Origin of the sequence: Leclercia sp. 29361 (genome assembly GCF_011290365.1) — a bacterium.
In the GTDB taxonomy this organism is placed as follows: Bacteria; Pseudomonadota; Gammaproteobacteria; order Enterobacterales; family Enterobacteriaceae; genus Enterobacter; species Enterobacter tamurae.
Genome location: NZ_CP049786.1, coordinates 1,389,045 through 1,410,476 on the forward strand (window position 1 = coordinate 1,389,045; position 21,432 = coordinate 1,410,476).

At 54.6% G+C, this 21,432-nt stretch carries 20 protein-coding genes and 5 tRNA genes; all 25 read left to right on the forward strand.

The window, feature by feature from the left end; genetic code table 11:
• Positions 1-217 precede the first annotated feature (217 nt).
• Positions 218-622: a succinate dehydrogenase cytochrome b556 subunit gene (sdhC, locus tag G7090_RS06530; RefSeq protein ID WP_166185123.1), complete on the forward strand. Its 405-nt coding sequence runs from the start codon at positions 218-220 to the stop codon at positions 620-622.
• Complete coding sequence (gene sdhD / locus G7090_RS06535) at positions 616-963, forward strand: succinate dehydrogenase membrane anchor subunit (protein ID WP_106992372.1); 348 nt, start codon at positions 616-618, stop codon at positions 961-963. The genes sdhC and sdhD overlap by 7 nt, the downstream gene beginning before the upstream one ends.
• Positions 963-2,729, forward strand: a complete 1,767-nt coding sequence (gene sdhA / locus G7090_RS06540; protein ID WP_144839768.1) for a succinate dehydrogenase flavoprotein subunit — start codon at positions 963-965, stop codon at positions 2,727-2,729. The genes sdhD and sdhA overlap by 1 nt, the downstream gene beginning before the upstream one ends.
• A gap of 15 nt (positions 2,730-2,744) precedes the next feature.
• The gene (gene sdhB / locus G7090_RS06545) at positions 2,745-3,461 is read left to right on the forward strand and encodes a succinate dehydrogenase iron-sulfur subunit SdhB (RefSeq protein ID WP_039029333.1); all 717 of its coding nucleotides are present in this window, start codon (positions 2,745-2,747) and stop codon (positions 3,459-3,461) included.
• Positions 3,462-3,684: 223 nt separating this feature from the next.
• Complete coding sequence (gene sucA / locus G7090_RS06550; protein WP_166181882.1) at positions 3,685-6,492, forward strand: 2-oxoglutarate dehydrogenase E1 component; 2,808 nt, start codon at positions 3,685-3,687, stop codon at positions 6,490-6,492.
• Between the two features lie 14 nt (positions 6,493-6,506).
• Entirely contained in the window at positions 6,507-7,733 is a 1,227-nt protein-coding gene (odhB, locus tag G7090_RS06555; protein WP_166181883.1) for a 2-oxoglutarate dehydrogenase complex dihydrolipoyllysine-residue succinyltransferase, read from the forward strand.
• A gap of 87 nt (positions 7,734-7,820) precedes the next feature.
• Positions 7,821-8,987, forward strand: coding sequence for an ADP-forming succinate--CoA ligase subunit beta (gene sucC, locus G7090_RS06560; RefSeq protein ID WP_106992376.1), 1,167 nt, complete (start codon positions 7,821-7,823; stop codon positions 8,985-8,987).
• Positions 8,987-9,856, forward strand: coding sequence for a succinate--CoA ligase subunit alpha (sucD, locus tag G7090_RS06565; RefSeq protein ID WP_032617085.1), 870 nt, complete (start codon positions 8,987-8,989; stop codon positions 9,854-9,856). Before sucC ends, sucD begins: the two co-directional genes overlap by 1 nt.
• Positions 9,857-10,589: 733 nt before the next feature.
• On the forward strand, positions 10,590-12,158 hold the full coding sequence (cydA, locus tag G7090_RS06570; protein WP_106992377.1) for a cytochrome ubiquinol oxidase subunit I: 1,569 nt from the start codon (positions 10,590-10,592) through the stop codon (positions 12,156-12,158).
• Positions 12,159-12,173: 15 nt separating this feature from the next.
• Positions 12,174-13,313, forward strand: coding sequence for a cytochrome d ubiquinol oxidase subunit II (cydB, locus tag G7090_RS06575; RefSeq protein WP_106992378.1), 1,140 nt, complete (start codon positions 12,174-12,176; stop codon positions 13,311-13,313).
• Between the two features lie 14 nt (positions 13,314-13,327).
• Positions 13,328-13,441: a cytochrome bd-I oxidase subunit CydX gene (gene cydX / locus G7090_RS06580; RefSeq protein WP_006177208.1), complete on the forward strand. Its 114-nt coding sequence runs from the start codon at positions 13,328-13,330 to the stop codon at positions 13,439-13,441.
• The gene (gene ybgE / locus G7090_RS06585; RefSeq protein WP_106992379.1) at positions 13,441-13,725 is read left to right on the forward strand and encodes a cyd operon protein YbgE; all 285 of its coding nucleotides are present in this window, start codon (positions 13,441-13,443) and stop codon (positions 13,723-13,725) included. Before cydX ends, ybgE begins: the two co-directional genes overlap by 1 nt.
• A gap of 148 nt (positions 13,726-13,873) precedes the next feature.
• Positions 13,874-14,278 carry a tol-pal system-associated acyl-CoA thioesterase gene (gene ybgC / locus G7090_RS06590; protein ID WP_106992380.1) on the forward strand — a complete coding sequence of 135 codons (405 nt, stop codon included), beginning with the start codon at positions 13,874-13,876 and terminating at the stop codon, positions 14,276-14,278.
• Positions 14,275-14,967, forward strand: a complete 693-nt coding sequence (gene tolQ, locus G7090_RS06595) for a Tol-Pal system protein TolQ (RefSeq protein WP_106992381.1) — start codon at positions 14,275-14,277, stop codon at positions 14,965-14,967. Before ybgC ends, tolQ begins: the two co-directional genes overlap by 4 nt.
• Positions 14,968-14,970: 3 nt before the next feature.
• Positions 14,971-15,399, forward strand: a complete 429-nt coding sequence (gene tolR, locus G7090_RS06600) for a colicin uptake protein TolR (RefSeq protein WP_106992382.1) — start codon at positions 14,971-14,973, stop codon at positions 15,397-15,399.
• A 37-nt stretch (positions 15,400-15,436) separates the two neighbouring features.
• Positions 15,437-16,768, forward strand: a complete 1,332-nt coding sequence (gene tolA / locus G7090_RS06605; protein WP_106992383.1) for a cell envelope integrity protein TolA — start codon at positions 15,437-15,439, stop codon at positions 16,766-16,768.
• Positions 16,769-16,896: 128 nt separating this feature from the next.
• Positions 16,897-18,189, forward strand: a complete 1,293-nt coding sequence (gene tolB / locus G7090_RS06610; RefSeq protein WP_106992811.1) for a Tol-Pal system beta propeller repeat protein TolB — start codon at positions 16,897-16,899, stop codon at positions 18,187-18,189.
• Positions 18,190-18,223: 34 nt separating this feature from the next.
• Entirely contained in the window at positions 18,224-18,745 is a 522-nt protein-coding gene (gene pal / locus G7090_RS06615; RefSeq protein WP_106992384.1) for a peptidoglycan-associated lipoprotein Pal, read from the forward strand.
• A 9-nt stretch (positions 18,746-18,754) separates the two neighbouring features.
• Positions 18,755-19,549 carry a cell division protein CpoB gene (cpoB, locus tag G7090_RS06620; RefSeq protein WP_106992385.1) on the forward strand — a complete coding sequence of 265 codons (795 nt, stop codon included), beginning with the start codon at positions 18,755-18,757 and terminating at the stop codon, positions 19,547-19,549.
• Between the two features lie 162 nt (positions 19,550-19,711).
• Positions 19,712-19,787: transfer RNA gene (locus G7090_RS06625), tRNA-Lys, on the forward strand.
• A gap of 27 nt (positions 19,788-19,814) precedes the next feature.
• Positions 19,815-19,890: transfer RNA gene (locus G7090_RS06630), tRNA-Val, on the forward strand.
• A gap of 3 nt (positions 19,891-19,893) precedes the next feature.
• Positions 19,894-19,969 (forward strand) — tRNA-Lys (locus G7090_RS06635).
• 46 nt (positions 19,970-20,015) lie between these two features.
• Positions 20,016-20,091: transfer RNA gene (locus tag G7090_RS06640), tRNA-Lys, on the forward strand.
• A 33-nt stretch (positions 20,092-20,124) separates the two neighbouring features.
• A tRNA-Lys gene (locus tag G7090_RS06645) sits at positions 20,125-20,200 on the forward strand.
• Between the two features lie 163 nt (positions 20,201-20,363).
• Complete coding sequence (nadA, locus tag G7090_RS06650; RefSeq protein WP_166181884.1) at positions 20,364-21,407, forward strand: quinolinate synthase NadA; 1,044 nt, start codon at positions 20,364-20,366, stop codon at positions 21,405-21,407.
• Positions 21,408-21,432 lie beyond the last annotated feature (25 nt).

Below are 21,432 nucleotides of genomic sequence, written 5' to 3' on the forward strand. Positions count from 1 at the left end.
AAAACCAGACAAACTGTATGTAGGTTAATTGTAATGATTTTGTGAACGGCCTATACTGCCGCCAGGTCTCCGGAAAACCCTGCAATCCCGAGCCAACCAGCGTTGTAACGTGTCATTTGAGCATCTGGAAGCAATGTTTTGCATGACGCACAGTTATATAAAAGGCACGCTGTCTGACCCGCATCGCAGTCCGGAGGAAGGAAACTATAAGAACAGCATGTGGGCGTTATTCATGATAAGAAATGTGAAAAAACAAAGACCTGTCAATCTGGATCTGAAAACGATCCGATTCCCTGTAACGGCAATAGCGTCCATCCTTCATCGTGTATCCGGCGTGATCACGTTTGTCGCGGTGGGTATCTTGTTATGGTTATTGGGTACCAGCCTCTCGTCTCCGGAAGGATTCCAGCAGGCCTCTGCCATCATGAACGGTTTCTTCGTGAAATTTATCATGTGGGGCATCCTGACCGCGCTGGCCTATCACGTCGTCGGCGGCATCCGCCATATGTTGATGGATGTGGGTTATCTTGAAGAGACCTTCGAAGCCGGCAAACGCACCGCTAACATCTCATTTGTTATCACTGTCGTGCTTTCACTTCTCGCAGGAGTCCTCGTATGGTAAGCAACGCCTCCGCATTTGGACGCAACGGCGTACATGACTTCATTCTGGTCCGTGCTACCGCTATCGTTCTCACCCTCTACATCATCTACATGATCGGTTTCTTTGCCACCAGCGGCGACCTGACGTGGGAAATCTGGACCGGTTTCTTCGGTTCGGCATTCACCAAAGTCTTCACCCTGCTGGCGCTGGCCTCCATCCTGATCCACGCATGGATCGGCATGTGGCAGGTACTGACCGATTACGTTAAACCCGTGGCGATTCGTCTCGTTCTGCAGCTGGCTATTGTGGTTGCTCTTGCGGTTTACGTTATTTATGGATTCGTTGTGGTGTGGGGTGTGTAATGAAACTGCCAGTCAGAGAATTTGATGCTGTAGTGATTGGAGCCGGTGGCGCAGGTATGCGCGCGGCGCTGCAAATTTCCCAGAGCGGCCAGAGCTGTGCGCTGCTCTCTAAAGTCTTCCCGACCCGTTCCCATACCGTATCAGCGCAGGGTGGCATCACCGTGGCGCTCGGTAATACCCATGATGATAACTGGGAATGGCATATGTACGACACGGTGAAAGGCTCCGATTACATCGGTGACCAGGACGCCATTGAATATATGTGTAAAACCGGCCCGGAAGCGATTCTGGAGCTGGACCATATGGGTCTGCCATTCTCCCGCCTGGAGAACGGCACCATCTATCAACGTCCGTTTGGCGGCCAGTCGAAAGACTTCGGCGGCGAGCAGGCGGCACGTACCGCAGCAGCAGCCGACCGTACCGGTCACGCCTTGCTGCATACCCTCTATCAGCAGAACCTGAAGAACAAGACCACCATCTTCTCCGAGTGGTATGCGCTGGATCTGGTGAAAAACGAAGATGGCGCCGTGGTCGGTTGTACCGCGCTGTGCATCGAAACCGGTGAAGTGGTCTACTTCAAAGCCCGCGCTACCGTGCTGGCCACCGGCGGTGCTGGCCGTATTTACCAGTCCACTACTAACGCCCACATCAACACCGGTGACGGCGTCGGTATGGCGATCCGCGCTGGCGTGCCGGTGCAGGATATGGAGATGTGGCAGTTCCACCCAACCGGTATCGCCGGTGCGGGCGTACTGGTAACAGAGGGCTGCCGTGGTGAAGGTGGTTACCTGCTGAACAAACATGGCGAACGCTTTATGGAGCGTTATGCCCCGAATGCGAAAGACCTGGCGGGTCGTGACGTGGTGGCGCGTTCCATCATGATCGAAATCCGTGAAGGTCGCGGCTGCGACGGTCCATGGGGCCCGCACGCGAAGCTGAAGCTTGACCATCTGGGTAAAGAGGTTCTGGAATCCCGTCTGCCGGGCATCCTCGAGCTGTCCCGTACCTTTGCTCACGTCGACCCGGTTAAAGAGCCGATCCCGGTTATCCCAACCTGCCACTACATGATGGGCGGTATTCCGACCAAAGTGACCGGCCAGGCGCTGACCGTGAACGAGCAGGGCGAAGACGTGGTGATCCCGGGCCTGTTCGCGGTAGGCGAAATTGCCTGCGTATCCGTACACGGTGCCAACCGTCTGGGCGGCAACTCTCTGCTCGACCTGGTGGTGTTTGGTCGTGCGGTGGGTCTGCATCTGCAGGAGTCCATTGCCGAGCAGGGTCCGCTGCGTGATGCCACCGACGCCAATATCGACGCCTCTCTGGAACGTCTGAATCGCTGGAACGGTAACCGTAACGGTGAAGATCCGGTAGAAATCCGTAAGGCGCTGCAGGAGTGCATGCAGCACAACTTCTCGGTATTCCGCGAAGGTGACGCGATGGCGAAAGGGCTTGAGCAGCTGAAAGCGATCCGCGAGCGTCTGAAAAATGCCCGTCTGGATGACACTTCCAGCGAGTTCAACACCCAGCGCGTTGAGTGTCTGGAGCTGGATAACCTGATGGAAACCGCTTACGCGACCGCGGTCTCTGCAAACTTCCGTACCGAAAGCCGTGGCGCGCATAGCCGCTTCGACTTCCCGGATCGTGACGACGAAAACTGGCTGTGCCATTCCCTGTACCTGCCAGAGTCGGAATCCATGACACGTCGTAGCGTCAATATGGAACCGAAACTGCGTCCGGCGTTCCCGCCGAAGATTCGTACTTATTAATGCGGAGACAGGACAATGAAACTCGAATTCTCAGTTTATCGTTATAACCCGGATGTCGACGACGCTCCGCATATGCAGGATTACACCCTAGAAGCGGAAGAGGGCCGGGACATGATGCTGCTTGATGCGTTAATGCAGCTGAAAGAAAAAGATCCGACACTGTCATTCCGTCGTTCCTGCCGTGAAGGGGTGTGTGGCTCCGACGGTCTGAACATGAACGGCAAAAACGGTCTGGCCTGTATCACTCCGATCTCGGCGCTCAACCGTCCAGGACAGAAGATTGTGATTCGCCCGCTGCCGGGTCTGCCGGTCGTTCGCGATTTGGTGGTGGACATGGGGCAATTCTATGCACAATATGAGAAGATTAAGCCTTACTTATTGAATAATGGGCAAAATCCACCCGCTCGCGAGCATTTACAGTCGCCAGAGCAGCGTGAAAAACTCGATGGCCTGTATGAGTGTATTCTCTGTGCATGTTGTTCGACCTCTTGCCCGTCGTTCTGGTGGAACCCGGACAAGTTTATCGGCCCGGCTGGCCTGCTGGCAGCGTACCGCTTCCTGATTGACAGCCGCGATACCGAAACCGACAACCGCCTGGAAGGGCTGAGTGATGCTTTCAGCGTATTCCGCTGCCACAGCATCATGAACTGCGTCAGTGTATGTCCTAAGGGGCTGAACCCGACGCGCGCTATCGGCCACATTAAGTCGATGTTGTTGCAGCGCAGTGCGTAAGTAATGAGAGGGGAGCGTTGTTCCCCTCACCCTAACCCTCTCCCAAAGGGAGAGGGGATAGATTGCAGAAACCTTTAAAAACTGCCCTGAAGTCTAGACAGTTTCTAAAGGTTCCTTCGCGGGCCAAAGTAAAAGAGCTCGCAGGTGAACCCCGGCACGTACACGTGGTGTGCGTGGTAGTTTCTACGGCGAAAGTAAGCATAAAAATGCTTAAGGGATCACGATGCAGAACGGCGCAATGAAAGCCTGGCTGGACTCTTCATTCCTCTCTGGTGCAAACCAAAGCTGGATTGAACAGCTCTATGAAGACTTCTTAACCGACCCTGACTCAGTGGACGCTAACTGGCGTTCGATGTTCCAGCAGTTACCTGGAACAGGAGTCAAACCGGATCAATTTCATTCCAAAACACGTGATTATTTCCGTCGTCTGGCGAAGGATGCCTCACGTTACTCTTCCGCCATCTCCGACCCTGACACCAATGCAAAGCAGGTTAAAGTCCTGCAGCTGATTAACGCCTACCGTTTCCGTGGCCACCAGCATGCGAATCTGGATCCGCTGGGTCTGTGGCAGCAGGAGCGCGTGGCGGACCTCGATCCGGCTTATCACGATCTGACCGAAGCTGATTTCCAGGAAACCTTTAACGTGGGTTCTTTCGCGATCGGCAAAGACACGATGAAGCTGGGCGAGCTGCTGGAGGCGCTGAAGCAAACTTACTGCGGCTCCATCGGTGCGGAATACATGCACATCACCTCAACCGAAGAGAAGCGCTGGATCCAGCAGCGTATTGAATCGGTTGCCGGTAAATCCACCTTCAATGCTGACGAGAAGAAGCGCTTCCTTGGCGAACTGACCGCAGCAGAAGGGCTGGAGCGCTATCTGGGCGCGAAATTCCCGGGCGCAAAACGCTTCTCGCTGGAAGGCGGCGATGCGCTGGTGCCAATGCTGAAAGAGCTGATCCGCCATGCGGGCAACAGCGGTACCCGCGAAGTGGTACTGGGCATGGCGCACCGTGGTCGTCTGAACGTACTGATCAACGTGCTGGGTAAAAAGCCGCAGGATCTGTTCGACGAGTTCGCGGGCAAACATAAAGAACACCTCGGTACCGGTGACGTGAAGTACCATATGGGCTTCTCATCGGATATCGAAACCAACGGCGGCCTGGTGCACATGGCGCTGGCGTTCAACCCGTCGCACCTGGAGATCGTCAGCCCGGTGGTGATCGGTTCCGTACGCGCCCGTCTGGATCGTCTGGACGAGCCGAGCAGCAATAAAGTGTTGCCAATCACCATTCACGGCGATGCGGCGATCACCGGCCAGGGCGTGGTTCAGGAAACCCTGAACATGTCCAAAGCACGCGGTTACGAAGTGGGCGGTACCGTTCGCATCGTGATTAACAACCAGGTGGGCTTCACGACCTCTAACCCGCTGGACGCGCGTTCTACTCCATACTGTACCGATATCGGTAAGATGGTTCAGGCGCCAATTTTCCACGTCAACGCGGATGACCCGGAAGCGGTCGCTTTCGTTACCCGTCTGGCGCTGGACTTCCGTAATACCTTCAAGCGTGACGTACTGATCGACCTGTTCTGCTATCGCCGTCATGGCCATAACGAAGCGGACGAGCCAAGTGCAACCCAGCCGCTGATGTACCAGAAAATCAAAAAGCATCCGACCCCGCGCAAAATCTACGCTGACAAGCTGGAAGCGGAGAAGGTTGTGACGCTGGAAGATGCCACCGAGCTGGTGAATCTCTACCGCGATGCGCTGGATGCCGGCGAGTGCGTGGTGAAAGAGCTGCGTCCGATGAACATGCACTCCTTTACCTGGTCGCCGTACCTCAACCACGAGTGGGATGAGAGCTACCCGAACAAGGTCGAGATGAAGCGTCTGCAGGAGCTGGCTAAACGCATCAGCACCGTACCAGAAGCCATTGAGATGCAGTCCCGCGTGCAGAAAATCTACTCTGACCGTCAGTCCATGGCGGCAGGTGAGAAGCTGTTCGACTGGGGTGGCGCGGAAAACCTGGCTTACGCAACCCTGGTTGACGAAGGCATTCCGGTTCGTCTGTCCGGTGAAGATGCGGGCCGTGGCACCTTCTTCCACCGTCATGCGGTGATCCATAACCAGACCAACGGTTCCACCTACACTCCGCTGCAGCACGTGCATAACGGTCAGGGCCAGTTCAAGGTCTGGGACTCCGTGCTGTCGGAAGAAGCGGTGCTGGCGTTTGAATACGGTTACGCCACTGCAGAACCACGCACCCTGACCATCTGGGAAGCGCAGTTCGGCGACTTCGCCAACGGTGCGCAGGTGGTTATCGACCAGTTCATCTCTTCTGGCGAGCAGAAGTGGGGCCGTATGTGTGGCCTGGTGATGCTGCTGCCGCACGGGTACGAAGGGCAGGGTCCGGAGCACTCCTCCGCGCGTCTGGAGCGTTATCTGCAACTTTGCGCCGAGCAGAACATGCAGGTTTGTGTTCCGTCTACCCCGGCACAGGTTTACCACATGCTGCGTCGTCAGGCGCTGCGCGGGATGCGTCGTCCGCTGGTGGTGATGTCACCGAAATCTCTGCTGCGTCACCCGCTGGCGGTCTCCACGCTGGATGAGCTGGCAAATGGCACCTTCATGCCGGCAATTGGCGAGATTGACGAGCTGGATCCGCAGGCAGTTAAACGCGTGGTGATGTGTTCTGGTAAGGTTTACTACGACCTGCTGGAACAGCGCCGTAAGAACGATCAGAAAGATGTCGCCATCGTGCGTATCGAACAGCTTTATCCGTTCCCGCATCAGGCGATGCAGGACGCATTAAAACCTTATGCTCACGTACATGATTTTGTCTGGTGCCAGGAAGAGCCGCTCAACCAGGGCGCATGGTACTGCAGCCAGCATCATTTCCGTGAAGTGATTCCATTTGGGTCTGCTCTGCGTTACGCAGGTCGCCCGGCCTCTGCCTCTCCGGCAGTAGGGTATATGTCCGTTCACCAGAAGCAGCAGCAAGATCTGGTTAATGACGCGCTGAACGTCGATTAATTAAAGGATAAATAATGAGTAGCGTAGATATTCTTGTTCCCGACCTGCCTGAATCCGTCGCTGATGCGACCGTTGCAACCTGGCACAAAAAACCGGGCGATGCGGTAAAACGCGATGAAGTGCTGGTAGAAATCGAAACTGACAAAGTGGTACTGGAAGTACCGGCCTCGGCGGATGGCATTCTGGATGCAGTGCTGGAAGATGAAGGCACGACCGTAACCTCTCGTCAGCTGCTGGGTCGCCTGCGTGAAGGTAACAGCGCGGGCAAAGAGTCCAGCGCCAAATCTGAAGAGAAAGCCTCTACGCCGGCACAGCGCCAGCAGGCTTCTCTGGAAGAGCAGACCAACGACGCGCTCAGCCCGGCGATCCGTCGCCTGCTGGCCGAGCACAACCTCGACGCGGCGGCCATTAAAGGCACCGGTGTCGGCGGTCGTCTGACCCGCGAAGATGTGGAAAAACACCTGGCGAAAGCACCAGCCGCAACGGAAGCGAAAGCGCCAGCTGCTGCACCGGCTCCGGCTGCACAGCCTCAGCTTGGCGCACGCAGTGAAAAACGCGTCCCGATGACCCGCCTGCGTAAGCGCGTGGCCGAGCGTCTGCTGGAAGCGAAAAACTCCACCGCGATGCTGACCACCTTCAACGAAGTCAACATGAAGCCAATCATGGACCTGCGTAAGCAGTACGGTGACGCGTTTGAAAAACGTCACGGTATCCGTCTGGGCTTTATGTCCTTCTACGTGAAAGCGGTTGTTGAAGCCCTGAAACGCTACCCGGAAGTGAACGCGTCTATTGATGGCGAAGATGTGGTGTACCACAACTACTTCGACGTGAGCATGGCCGTTTCTACGCCACGCGGCCTGGTAACCCCGGTTCTGCGTGATGTAGACACTCTGGGCATGGCTGACATCGAGAAGAAGATCAAAGAACTGGCAGTGAAAGGCCGTGACGGCAAGCTGACCGTAGAAGACCTGACCGGCGGTAACTTCACCATTACCAACGGCGGCGTATTCGGCTCACTGATGTCTACTCCAATCATCAACCCACCACAGAGCGCGATTCTGGGCATGCATGCCATCAAAGATCGTCCTATGGCGGTTGACGGTAAAGTAGAGATCCTGCCGATGATGTACCTGGCGCTCTCCTACGACCACCGTCTGATCGATGGCCGCGAGTCTGTGGGCTACCTGGTAGCGATTAAAGAGCTGCTGGAAGATCCAACTCGCCTGCTGCTGGACGTCTAGTTTTTAGCACCATTGCCCGGCGGCGTGTCGCCAGCCGGGCTTATAAAAGCATGACCTAACGATTACCCTGAAGGATGGATAGAACACATGAACTTACATGAATATCAGGCAAAACAGCTGTTTGCCCGGTATGGCTTACCGGCTCCGGTGGGTTATGCCTGCAATACCCCTCGCGAAGCAGAAGAAGCCGCATCTAAAATCGGCGCCGGTCCTTGGGTAGTGAAATGTCAGGTTCACGCTGGCGGCCGCGGTAAAGCGGGCGGTGTGAAAGTCGTTAACAGTAAAGAAGAGATCCGCGCCTTTGCTGAGCACTGGCTGGGCAAACGTCTGGTGACCTACCAGACAGACGCGAGCGGCCAGCCGGTTAACCAGATCCTGGTTGAAGCGGCGACCGATATTGCAAAAGAACTGTACCTCGGTGCCGTGGTAGACCGTAGCTCCCGTCGCGTGGTGTTTATGGCTTCTACCGAAGGTGGCGTGGAAATCGAGAAAGTGGCGGAAGAGACCCCGCACCTGATCCACAAAGTCGCTATCGATCCGCTGGCAGGCCCAATGCCTTACCAGGGACGCGAGCTGGCCTTCAAACTGGGTCTGGAAGGTAAACTGGTGCAGCAATTCACCAAGATCTTCATGGGCCTGGCCAACATCTTCCTGGAGCGCGACCTGGCGCTGATCGAAATCAACCCGCTGGTGATCACTAAGCAGGGCGACCTGATCTGCCTCGACGGCAAACTGGGCGCTGACGGCAACGCACTGTTCCGCCAAGCTGACCTGCGCCAGATGCGCGACCAGTCTCAGGAAGATCCACGTGAAGCTCAGGCTGCACAGTGGGAACTGAACTACGTGGCACTCGATGGCAACATCGGCTGCATGGTTAACGGTGCGGGCCTGGCAATGGGCACCATGGACATCGTTAAACTGCACGGCGGCGAGCCGGCAAACTTCCTCGACGTGGGCGGCGGCGCGACCAAAGAGCGCGTGACCGAAGCCTTCAAAATTATCCTCTCTGACGACAACGTGAAAGCGGTTCTGGTGAACATCTTTGGCGGCATCGTCCGTTGCGACCTGATCGCTGACGGTATTATCGGTGCGGTAGAAGAAGTGGGCGTAAACGTCCCGGTAGTGGTGCGTCTGGAAGGGAACAACGCTGAACTCGGCGCGAAAAAACTGGCTGACAGCGGCCTGAATATTATTGCAGCGAAAAGTCTGACGGATGCCGCTCAGCAGGTAGTTGCCGCAGTGGAGGGGAAATAATGTCCGTTTTAATTAATAAAGATACCAAGGTCATCTGCCAGGGCTTCACCGGTAGCCAGGGTTCATTCCACTCTGAGCAGGCGATTGCTTACGGTACGCAGATGGTTGGCGGCGTTACGCCAGGTAAAGGTGGCACCACTCACCTGGGCCTGCCAGTGTTCAACACCGTACGTGAAGCCGTAGAAGCCACTGGCGCCACCGCCACCGTGATCTACGTTCCGGCCCCGTTCTGCAAAGACTCCATTCTGGAAGCCATCGACGCAGGCATCAAACTGATCATCACCATCACCGAAGGTATCCCGACGCTGGATATGCTGACCGTGAAAGTGAAGCTGGACGAAGCGGGCGTGCGCATGATCGGGCCAAACTGCCCGGGCGTGATCACCCCAGGCGAATGCAAAATCGGCATCATGCCGGGTCACATTCACAAGCCAGGCAAAGTGGGCATCGTCTCCCGTTCCGGTACTCTGACCTATGAAGCGGTTAAACAGACCACCGACTACGGTTTCGGCCAGTCCACCTGTGTGGGCATCGGCGGCGACCCAATCCCGGGCTCTAACTTCATCGATATCCTGAAGCTGTTCCAGGAAGACCCGCAGACAGAAGCGATCGTAATGATCGGTGAAATCGGCGGCAGCGCGGAAGAAGAAGCCGCTGCGTACATCAAAGACCACGTGACCAAGCCGGTTGTGGGCTACATCGCGGGTGTGACTGCGCCGAAAGGCAAGCGTATGGGCCATGCGGGCGCCATCATCGCGGGCGGCAAAGGTACTGCGGATGAGAAATTCGCGGCGCTGGAAGCAGCAGGCGTGAAAACCGTTCGCAGCCTGGCTGACATCGGTGAAGCCCTGAAATCCATCATTAAGTAAATCCTCTCTGCTCCCCGTGCGGGGAGCTTTGACATAATAAATGTCCGTTTCGACATGGTTGGCCATCGTAAGATGGCCTTTTTTTTGGCGGTGAGAAACAAACCGGTAACATTACTGTGTTAATTTCCGGATTATTAAAAGTAAAATATTTGTAATAAAGAACACCGATAAAAACAGAATAAAAAAACAGTGTGAAATGACCAGCATTAATAGTTCGGAATTATTAAAAAGTTGACTCTATTTCCGCGTTAATTTAAATCACCTTTATTTATATTTCCTCCTTTCATCGATAACGATCAATAGCATATTTAAACATATCGTTAACATTACGCCTATTGCGTTTACTATGTGGATACACCCTTAACACGCCTGCGCAATATTGATTTATATCAATATTTAATACCTGGAAAAGGGCGTCAAAAAGCGTTAAATTGCTCCCGATCAATTTGGTTGAAAAGTGGTAAAGTCGCTATATATTGATCGCTGTCGTAAAACGTAAAGCGCTTTCAATAAAAACCTGTTTATTGTAAGGGTTTTGCGGAGTAATATATTTGCGGGATCAATTTCGGGTTTTAATTAACGTATCTGTAACTTTTCATCATGGCTTTTTCCTCCTGGGAAGATTAAGTAACGAAGAAAGGATGCGGATAATTTTTTGTATTGGGGCATGTGTGTGGATCTTTTCTAGCAGGATCCACTCCCGGAGTCTTCATGCGATGAGCAAGGAGTCATGATGTTAGATGTAGTCGAACTGTCGCGCTTACAGTTTGCCTTGACCGCGATGTACCACTTCCTTTTTGTGCCACTGACGCTCGGTATGGCGTTCCTGCTGGCCATTATGGAAACGGTCTACGTCCTTTCCGGCAAACAGATTTATAAAGATATGACCAAGTTCTGGGGCAAGTTGTTTGGTATCAACTTTGCGCTGGGCGTGGCCACCGGTCTGACCATGGAGTTCCAGTTCGGGACTAACTGGTCTTACTATTCCCACTATGTCGGGGATATCTTCGGTGCGCCGCTGGCCATTGAAGGTCTGATGGCCTTCTTCCTCGAATCCACCTTTGTAGGTCTGTTCTTCTTTGGCTGGGATCGTCTGGGTAAAGTGCAGCATATGGCTGTGACCTGGCTGGTCGCCTTAGGCTCTAACCTGTCCGCACTGTGGATCCTGGTAGCCAACGGCTGGATGCAGAACCCTATCGCGTCAGATTTTAACTTCGAAACCATGCGTATGGAGATGGTCAGCTTCTCCGAGCTGGTGCTGAACCCGGTCGCTCAGGTGAAATTTGTTCACACTGTGGCATCCGGCTATGTCTGTGGCGCAATGTTCGTCATGGGGATCAGCGCCTACTACATGCTGCGTGGTCGTGACTTCGCCTTTGCTAAGCGCTCCTTCGCCATCGCGGCGAGCTTCGGTATGGCGGCCATCCTCTCTGTTATCGTGCTGGGTGATGAATCCGGTTACGAGATGGGCGACGTGCAGAAAACCAAACTGGCGGCGATCGAAGCAGAGTGGGAAACCCAACCGGCTCCGGCAGCCTTCACCCTGTTTGGTATTCCCGACCAGGACGCGCAGGAAAACCACTTTGCTATTCAGATCCCTTATGCGTTGGGCATCATTGCCACCCGCTCTGTGGATACGCCGGTTATCGGTCTGAAAGATCTGCTGGTACAGCATGAAGAGCGTATCCGTAACGGGATGAAAGCTTACTCCCTGCTGGAACAGCTGCGTGCCGGTTCTGCCGATCAGTCCGTTCGCGATCAATTTAACGACGTGAAAAAAGACCTCGGTTACGGCCTGCTGCTGAAACGCTATACCCCGAACGTCTCTGACGCGACGGAAGAGCAAATCCAGATGGCGACCAAAGACTCGATTCCACGCGTTGCACCGCTGTACTTCGCGTTCCGTATCATGGTTGGTTGCGGCATCATCATGCTGCTGATCATTGGCGCCTCCTTCTGGTCGGTCATTCGTAACCGTATCGGTCAGCGTAAATGGCTGCTGCGTGCTGCGCTGTACGGCATGCCACTGCCGTGGATTGCCATTGAATCCGGCTGGTTTGTTGCGGAATACGGCCGTCAGCCGTGGGCTATCGGTGAGGTGCTGCCAACCGCGGTGGCCAACTCCTCCCTGACCGCCGGGGATCTGATTTTCTCCATGCTGCTGATTTGTGGCCTGTACACCCTGTTCCTGGTGGCTGAACTGTTCCTGATGTTCAAATTTGCGCGCCTTGGCCCAAGCAGCCTGAAAACCGGTCGCTACCACTACGAGCAGTCCACCGTGGCTTCTCAGCCGGCACGCTAAGACAGGAGTCGTCAAATGATCGATTATGAAGTATTGCGTTTTATCTGGTGGCTGCTGGTCGGGATCTTACTGATTGGTTTTGCGGTCACTGACGGTTTCGACATGGGGGTGGGCATGCTCACCCGCTTCCTCGGTCGTAATGATACCGAGCGTCGAATTATGATTAACTCCATCGCCCCACACTGGGACGGTAACCAGGTGTGGCTGATCACCGCAGGCGGCGCGCTGTTCGCTGCCTGGCCGATGGTCTACGCGGCTGCGTTCTCCGGCTTCTATGTGGCGATGATCCTGGTGCTGGCGTCGTTGTTCTTCCGTCCGGTCGGTTTTGACTACCGTTCGAAGATCGAAGACACCCGCTGGCGCAACATGTGGGACTGGGGCATCTTCATCGGTAGCTTCGTGCCGCCGCTGGTGATCGGCGTGGCGTTCGGCAACCTGCTGCAGGGCGTGCCGTTCCACCTCGATGAATACATGCGTCTGTACTACACCGGCAACTTCTTCCAGCTGCTGAACCCGTTCGGTCTGCTGGCGGGCGTGGTCAGCGTGGCGATGATCCTGACTCAGGGTGCCACCTATCTGCAGATGCGTACCGTGGGTGAACTGCACCTGCGCTCCCGCGCCGTCTCGCAGATTGCGGCCCTGGTGACCCTGGTCGGCTTCGCGCTGGCGGGTGTCTGGGTGATGTTCGGTATCGACGGTTACGTAGTGACATCGGCGATTAACCATACCGCGCCGTCTAACCCGCTGACCAAAGAAGTGGCACGTCAGGCAGGTGCCTGGCTGGTGAACTTCAATAATATGCCGGTTCTGTGGGCTATCCCGGCACTGGGCGTGGTGCTGCCGCTGCTGACCCTGCTGACTTCCCGCATGGAAAAAGGCGCATGGGCCTTCGTCTTCTCCTCACTGACGCTGGCGTGCATCATCCTGACGGCCGGTATCGCGATGTTCCCATTCGTGATGCCATCCAGCACCATGATGAATGCTAGCCTGACGATGTGGGATGCCACCTCGAGTCAGATGACGCTGAACCTGATGACGTTTGTGGCTGCCGTGTTCGTACCGCTCATTCTGGCCTACACCACCTGGTGTTACTGGAAAATGTACGGTCGTATCACGAAAGAACATATCGAAAGTAATTCTCACTCTATGTATTAAGGAAGGAGCTGAATATGTGGTATTTCGCATGGATTTTAGGAACGCTTCTTGCCTGTGCATTTGGTGTGATCACCGCCCTGGCGCTTGAGCACGTTGAAGCGTCCAAAGCTGGTGAAGAAAAACACTGATGATCGCGTATCTCTACGGGATCATGGACAAGCGCCCGCTGAGGGCGCTTTCCTTAGTGATGGCGTTACTGCTGGCGGGTTGCATCTTCTGGGACCCGTCGCGCTTTGCGGCGAAGACCAGCGAGCTGGAAATCTGGCACGGTTTTCTCATCATGTGGGCAGTGTGCGCTGGGGTGATCCACGGCGTCGGCTTTCGCCCGAAAGCCTTACTCTGGCAGGGCATCTTCTGCCCGCTGCTGGCGGATGTGATCCTGCTGGTAGGCCTGATTTTCTTTTTCAGCTGAATAAGAACTATCCGTTAATATTATGGGCTTACCCTGGCCCATAAAAATTTACTCTCTGTTTACTTTCCCCCATTCCAAACCACCATTCCCGCGCGTATAGTAGCGAAGTTTAGAAGATCTGACCCTTTTTGTATTACCGGGATGTAAAGTGAATACAACGCTATTTCGATGGCCGGTGCGTGTCTACTACGAAGATACGGATGCCGGTGGTGTGGTGTACCACGCCAGCTACGTTGCCTTTTATGAACGAGCACGCACTGAAATGCTGCGCCATCATCACTTTAGCCAGCAGGTTCTGTTGGCGGAGCGAGTTGCCTTCGTGGTACGCAAGATGACGCTGGAGTATTTTGCGCCCGCCAGACTCGACGATATGCTCGAAGTCCAAACGGAAATAACATCAATGCGCGGGACCTCAATGGTTTTCACGCAGCGGATCGTCAATGCAGAAAACACGGTACTGAACGAAGCTGAAGTCCTGATCGTCTGTGTTGATCCAATCATCATGAAGCCTCGTGCGCTTCCTAAGTCTATTGTCGCGGAGTTTAAGCAGTGACTGACATGAATATCCTTGATTTGTTCCTGAAGGCTAGCCTTCTGGTTAAACTTATCATGTTCATTTTAATTGGTTTTTCTATCGCCTCCTGGGCCATCATCATCCAGAGAACCCGAATCCTCAATGCGGCAACCCGTGAAGCGGAAGCCTTTGAAGATAAGTTCTGGTCCGGTATCGAACTTTCCCGTTTGTATCAGGAAAGCCAGGGGCGTCGTGAAAACCTCTCCGGCTCCGAGCAAATTTTCTATAGCGGCTTCAAAGAGTTTGCCCGTTTGCACCGCGCTAACAACCATGCGCCGGAAGCGGTCGTTGAAGGGGCATCCCGTGCGATGCGCATTTCAATGAACCGTGAACTGGAAACGCTGGAAACGCACATTCCGTTCCTCGGCACCGTCGGTTCCATTAGCCCGTATATCGGTCTGTTTGGTACGGTCTGGGGGATCATGCACGCCTTTATCGCCCTGGGTGCGGTAAAACAGGCGACGCTGCAGATGGTTGCACCGGGTATCGCAGAAGCACTGATCGCGACCGCTATCGGCCTGTTCGCTGCTATTCCTGCGGTAATGGCGTACAACCGCCTGAATCAGCGCGTGAACAAACTGGAACTGAACTACGACAACTTCATGGAAGAGTTCACCGCGATTCTGCACCGCCAGGCGTTTACCAGTACCGAGAGTAACAAGGGGTAAACCATGGCCAGACAGCGTGGACGGGGTCGTCGCGAACTGAAGTCCGAAATCAACATTGTACCGCTGCTGGACGTGCTGCTGGTGCTGCTGCTGATCTTTATGGCCACAGCACCCATCATCACCCAGAGCGTTGAGGTTGATCTGCCGGATGCGACAGAATCTCAGGCTGTAAGCAGCAATGACGATCCACCGGTCATCATTGAAGTATCCGGAGTAGGGCAGTACAGCGTGGTGGTTGAAAAGGATCGTCTCGATCAACTCCCGCCGGAGCAGGTCATTGCCGAAGCGCAACGACGTCTGCAGTCCAATCCGAAAACGGTCTTCTTAATCGGTGGTGCGAAAGACGTGCCTTACGATGAAATTATAAAGGCGCTGAACCTGTTGCATAGCGCGGGCGTTAAGTCAGTCGGCTTGATGACGCAGCCTATTTGATCATCTGCGTACACAACAGAGTTTTTGGGAACCCATAGTGTCAAAGGCAACCGAACAAAACGATAAGCTTAAGCGGGCGATCATTATCTCGGCAGTGCTGCATGTCATTCTTTTTGCAGCACTGATCTGGAGTTCGTTCGATGAGCATCTCGATACCGCTGCTGGCGGTGGGGGAGGTTCATCCATCGATGCCGTGATGGTCGATCCCGGCGCGGTGGTGCAAAACTATAACCGCCAGCAACAGCAGCAGGCGAGTGCAAAACGTGCTGAAGAGCAACGCGAAAAGCAGGCGCAACAGCAGGCGGAAGAGCTGCGTGAAAAGCAGGCCGCCGAGCAGGAACGTCTGAAGCAGCTTGAGAAAGAACGTTTGCAGGCGCAGGAAGCGGCGAAAGAGCAGGCGGAGCAGCAGAAACAGGCGGAAGCCGCAGCGAAGCAAGCGCAGGAAAAACAGAAGCAGGCGGAAGAGGCAGCAGCCAAAGCCGCAGCGGATGCCAAAGCGCAGGCAGATGCTCAGGCGAAACAAGCTGCTGAAGCGGCAAAACAGGCCGCGGATGCCGCTGCATTAGCCGCGAAAAAAGCCGCTGCCGATGCGCAAAAACAGGCTGAAGCTGAAGCCGCCAAAGCCGCTGCTGATGCGAAGAAGAAAGTAGAAGCCGAAGCTGCGAAGAAAGCTGCTGCTGACGCGAAGAAAAAAGCGGAAGCGGAAGCAGCCAAACAAGCAGCCCAGGAAGCCGAGAAGAAAGCGGCTGCCGACGCGGCTAAAAAGGCTGCTGCAGCAGAAAAAGCCGCAGCTGAAAAAGCTGCTGCTGCCGAGAAAGCGGCCGCTGAGAAGAAAGCCGCTGCGGCAGAAAAAGCAGCTGCAGATAAAAAAGCCGCTGCAGATAAGAAAGCAGCTGCCGATAAAGCAGCTGCTGACAAAGCTGCCGCCGCGAAAGCCGCAGCAGCGAAAAAAGCCGCCGCGGAAAAAGCTGCTGCATCGGACGTTGATGACCTGTTCGGCGATCTGAGCTCAGGTAAGAATGCGCCGAAATCGGGTGGGGCAAAAGGTAATGGTCAGCCGGCAAAAGATAGCGGAACAAGTGGTACTAATGGTGGCGCGTCAGGCGCTGATATTAGTGCATATGCTTCGCAAATCCGTAATGCCATTCAGAGCCGCTTATATGGCGCTGATCTGTATGCCGGTAAGTCCTGTGTGCTGCACATCAAGCTGGCACCAGACGGCCTGCTGTTGGATGTTACTGAGGAAGGTGGTGATCCTGCGTTATGTCAGGCTGCGCTGACGGCGGCAAAAACTGCCAGAATTCCTAAACCGCCTAGCCAGGCTGTTTATGAAAAAGTAAAAGATGCCAAACTGGACTTCAAACTGTAGCGATTTTCCCGCTAAAGTTAGCAAAACAGTCTACGTTTGAGGCTGTGGATTGGTAGTTTTGTTTATTTGGGTTTGTTAACATTCTGCTAAATTATCGCGGGTAAGGTTACCCGGGTATGGGAGATATGATGAAGCAGGCATTACGTGTTGCAATGAGTTTCTTAGTGCTGTGGGCAGCGGTGCTGCACGCAGAAGTGCGTATCGAGATCACCCAGGGGGTGGACTCGGCACGTCCGATTGGTGTGGTTCCATTCCAGTGGAAAGGGCCAGGTGCTGCGCCGGAAGATGTGGGTGGCATTGTTGCCGCTGACCTTCGCAACAGCGGTAAATTCAACCCGTTAGATCGTTCTCGTCTGCCACAGCAGCCGGGCACAGCGGCAGAGTTACAACCGGCGGCATGGTCTGCGCTGGGTATCGATGCGGTGGTCGTGGGTCAGGTTACGCCTAACCCGGACGGCGGTTATACCGTGGCTTACCAGCTGGTTGACACCGGTGGCGCACCGGGCACCGTACTGGCACAGAACACTTATAAAGTGAACAAGCAGTGGCTGCGTTATGCGGGTCACACGGCAAGCGACGAAGTGTTTGAGAAGCTGACCAGCATCAAAGGCGCGTTCCGTACCCGTATCGCTTATGTCGTGCAGACCAACGGCGGCCAGTTCCCGTATGAGCTGCGCGTCTCTGACTACGACGGTTACAACCAGTTCACCGTTCATCGTTCACCACAGCCGCTGATGTCACCGGCCTGGTCACCGGACGGTTCTAAGCTGGCCTACGTAACCTTCGAAAGCGGTCGTTCAGCGCTGGTTATCCAGACTCTGTCTAACGGCGCGGTGCGTCAGGTTGCCTCTTTCCCACGTCACAACGGGGCACCGGCCTTCTCGCCGGACGGTTCTAAACTGGCGTTTGCGCTGTCTAAAACCGGTAGCCTGAACCTGTACGTAATGGACATCGGTTCCGGTCAGATCCGTCAGGTCACCGACGGTCGCAGCAACAACACCGAACCAACCTGGTTCCCGGACAGCCAGAACCTGGCCTTTACCTCTGACCAGGCGGGTCGTCCACAGGTTTATAAAGTTAATGTTAACGGCGGTGCACCGCAGCGTATCACCTGGGAAGGTTCACAGAACCAGGACGCAGACGTGAGCGCTGACGGTAAGTTTATGGTAATGGTCAGCTCGGCCGGTGGTCAGCAGCACATTGCCAAACAAGATCTGGGTGGTGGTGGCGTACAAGTTTTATCGTCAACCTTCCTGGATGAAACGCCAAGTCTGGCACCTAACGGCACTATGGTTATCTACAGCTCTTCTCAGGGGATGGGATCGGTGCTGAATCTGGTTTCTACAGATGGGCGTTTCAAAGCGCGTATTCCGGCAACTGATGGACAGGTAAAATCACCTGCCTGGTCGCCGTACCTGTAATAATAATTAATTGAATAATAAAGGAATCATAGAAATGCAACTGAACAAAGTGCTGAAAGGGCTGATGATCGCTCTGCCTGTTATGGCAATCGCAGCGTGTTCTTCTAACAAGAACGCAAGCAACGACCAGAGCGGCGAAGGCATGATGGGTGCCGGCACCGGTATGGACGCAAACGCCAATGGCAATATGTCTTCTGAAGAGCAAGCGCGTCTTCAGATGCAACAGCTGCAGCAGAACAACATTGTTTACTTCGATCTGGACAAGTTCGACATTCGTTCTGACTTCGCTGCGATGCTGGATGCGCACGCTAACTTCCTGCGTAGCAACCCGTCTTACAAAGTCACCGTAGAAGGTCACGCGGACGAACGTGGTACTCCTGAGTACAACATCTCCCTGGGTGAGCGTCGTGCTAACGCCGTTAAAATGTACCTGCAGGGTAAAGGCGTTTCTGCTGACCAGATCTCCATCGTTTCTTACGGTAAAGAAAAACCTGCAGTACTGGGTCACGACGAAGCGGCTTACTCCAAAAACCGTCGTGCCGTACTGGTTTACTAAGAGAATTGCATGAGCAGTAACTTCAGACATCATCTGTTGAGTCTGTCGTTACTGGTTGGTATAGCGGCCCCCTGGGCCGCTTTTGCTCAGGCACCAATCAGTAGTGTCGGCTCCGGCTCGGTAGAAGACCGGGTCACCCAACTCGAGCGTATTTCTAATGCTCACAGCCAGCTTTTAACCCAACTTCAGCAGCAGCTCTCTGACAACCAAACCGATATTGACTCACTGCGCGGACAGATTCAGGAAAGCCAGTATCAGCTCAATCAGGTTGTAGAGCGTCAGAAGCAGATCCTGCTGCAGATGGATAGCCTGAATAATGGCGGCGCAGCAGCGCAACCAGCAACAGGCGATCAAAGCGGCGCAGCTGGTGCAGCGGCAACGCCTCAGGCTGACGCATCAGCCTCAGCAGGCGCGCCTGTACAGAGCGGTGACGCGAATACTGACTACAATGCGGCAATCGCCCTGGTGCAGGATAACTCGCGCCAGGACGAGGCGATGGCGGCGTTTCAGAACTTCGTGAAGAAATACCCTGATTCAACCTATCAGCCCAATGCGAACTATTGGCTGGGACAGTTGAACTACAACAAGGGTAAAAAAGACGACGCGGCATTCTATTTTGCCTCCGTGGTAAAAAATTACCCGAAATCACCGAAAGCGCCAGACGCGATGTACAAGGTCGGGGTGATCATGCAGGACAAAGGCGATACCGCGAAAGCGAAGGCCGTCTTCCAGCAGGTGGTCACTAAGTTCCCGGGCACCGAAGGTGCGAAACAAGCGCAAAAACGTCTTGCTGCGATGGGATGATTGCCGGATGACCAGAAATCGCGTTTTTTCTGGTCTTGCCGCATACTTCCTAAGCAGTTAAGTGATATTCATCAAAATATTAGTTGCGCAGAATTCTTAAATCAGTAATATATGCCGCCGTTGCCAAGGGATATCAAACAGCCCAAAAGCAGCCAAAATAGTGGGTCGTTAGCTCAGTTGGTAGAGCAGTTGACTTTTAATCAATTGGTCGCAGGTTCGAATCCTGCACGACCCACCACTAATAGCAGTTCCGGCAGTACAGAGTGGGTGATTAGCTCAGTTGGTAGAGCATCTCCTTTACACGGAGGGGGTCGGCGGTTCGAGCCCGTCATCACCCACCACTCGGGTCGTTAGCTCAGTTGGTAGAGCAGTTGACTTTTAATCAATTGGTCGCAGGTTCGAATCCTGCACGACCCACCAATCTTTTTGATTGGTGCCGAGTAAAAATTTCAGGCAACACCCGAATGGGTCGTTAGCTCAGTTGGTAGAGCAGTTGACTTTTAATCAATTGGTCGCAGGTTCGAATCCTGCACGACCCACCAGCCTGAAAAGAATTAAGCAGTACATCCCGCAAGGGGTCGTTAGCTCAGTTGGTAGAGCAGTTGACTTTTAATCAATTGGTCGCAGGTTCGAATCCTGCACGACCCACCAATGTAAAAAGGCGCCCTAAAGGCGCCTTTTTGCTATCCAGCCCGATGACATTTCTCTTCAGATTCGCTATCTTGTTTAGTATACAAAACACAATAGCCATTCATTTTGCTGTGTCGCGCAAAATAAAGGCGATGTTGTTAAGCCAGTAAAACGAGAAGCCAAAATGAGTGTGATGTTTGATCCTGAAGCCGCCATCTATCCTTTCCCGCCTAAGCCGGTCCCGCTGAGTCTGGACGAAAAGCAGTTTTACCGCGAAAAGATCAAGCGCTTGCTCAAAGAGCGCGACGCGGTGATGGTGGCGCACTACTACACTGATCCGGAAATTCAGCAGCTGGCAGAAGAGACCGGCGGCTGTATATCGGACTCGCTGGAGATGGCGCGCTTCGGTGCAAAACATCCCGCTTCAACGTTGCTGGTGGCCGGTGTGCGTTTTATGGGTGAGACGGCAAAAATCCTTAGCCCGGAAAAAACCATTCTGATGCCGACCCTGAACGCAGAGTGCTCGCTCGATTTAGGCTGCCCGATCGACGAATTCTCCGCCTTCTGCGACGCCCATCCCGACAGAACGGTGGTGGTCTACGCCAACACCTCCGCCGCGGTCAAAGCGCGTGCCGACTGGGTGGTGACCTCCAGCATCGCTGTCGAACTGATTGAGCATCTCGACAGCCTCGGGGAGAAAATTATCTGGGCGCCGGACAAGCATCTGGGTAACTATGTCCAGAAACAGACCGGGGCAGATATTCTGTGCTGGCAGGGCGCCTGTATCGTCCATGACGAGTTTAAAACCCAGGCGCTGGAGCGTATGAAGGGTCTCTACCCGGATGCCGCCGTGCTGGTCCATCCGGAGTCGCCACAGGCGATCGTCAACATGGCGGATGCCGTGGGTTCAACCAGCCAGCTGATTGCTGCCGCGAAAACGCTGCCGCATCGCCAGCTTATCGTCGCCACCGATCGCGGCATCTTCTACAAAATGCAGCAGGCGGTGCCGGAGAAAGAGCTGCTGGAAGCGCCGACAGCGGGCGAGGGGGCAACCTGCCGCAGCTGCGCCCACTGTCCTTGGATGGCGATGAACGGGCTGAAAGCCATCGCAGACGGGCTGGAGTCGGGCGGCGCGGCGCATGAAATCCATGTGGATGCGGCGCTGCGGGAAGGGGCGTTAATTCCGCTTAACCGGATGCTGGATTTTGCGGCTACACTACGTCCTTAAGCAACGTAACGTAACGCTGAGGGAA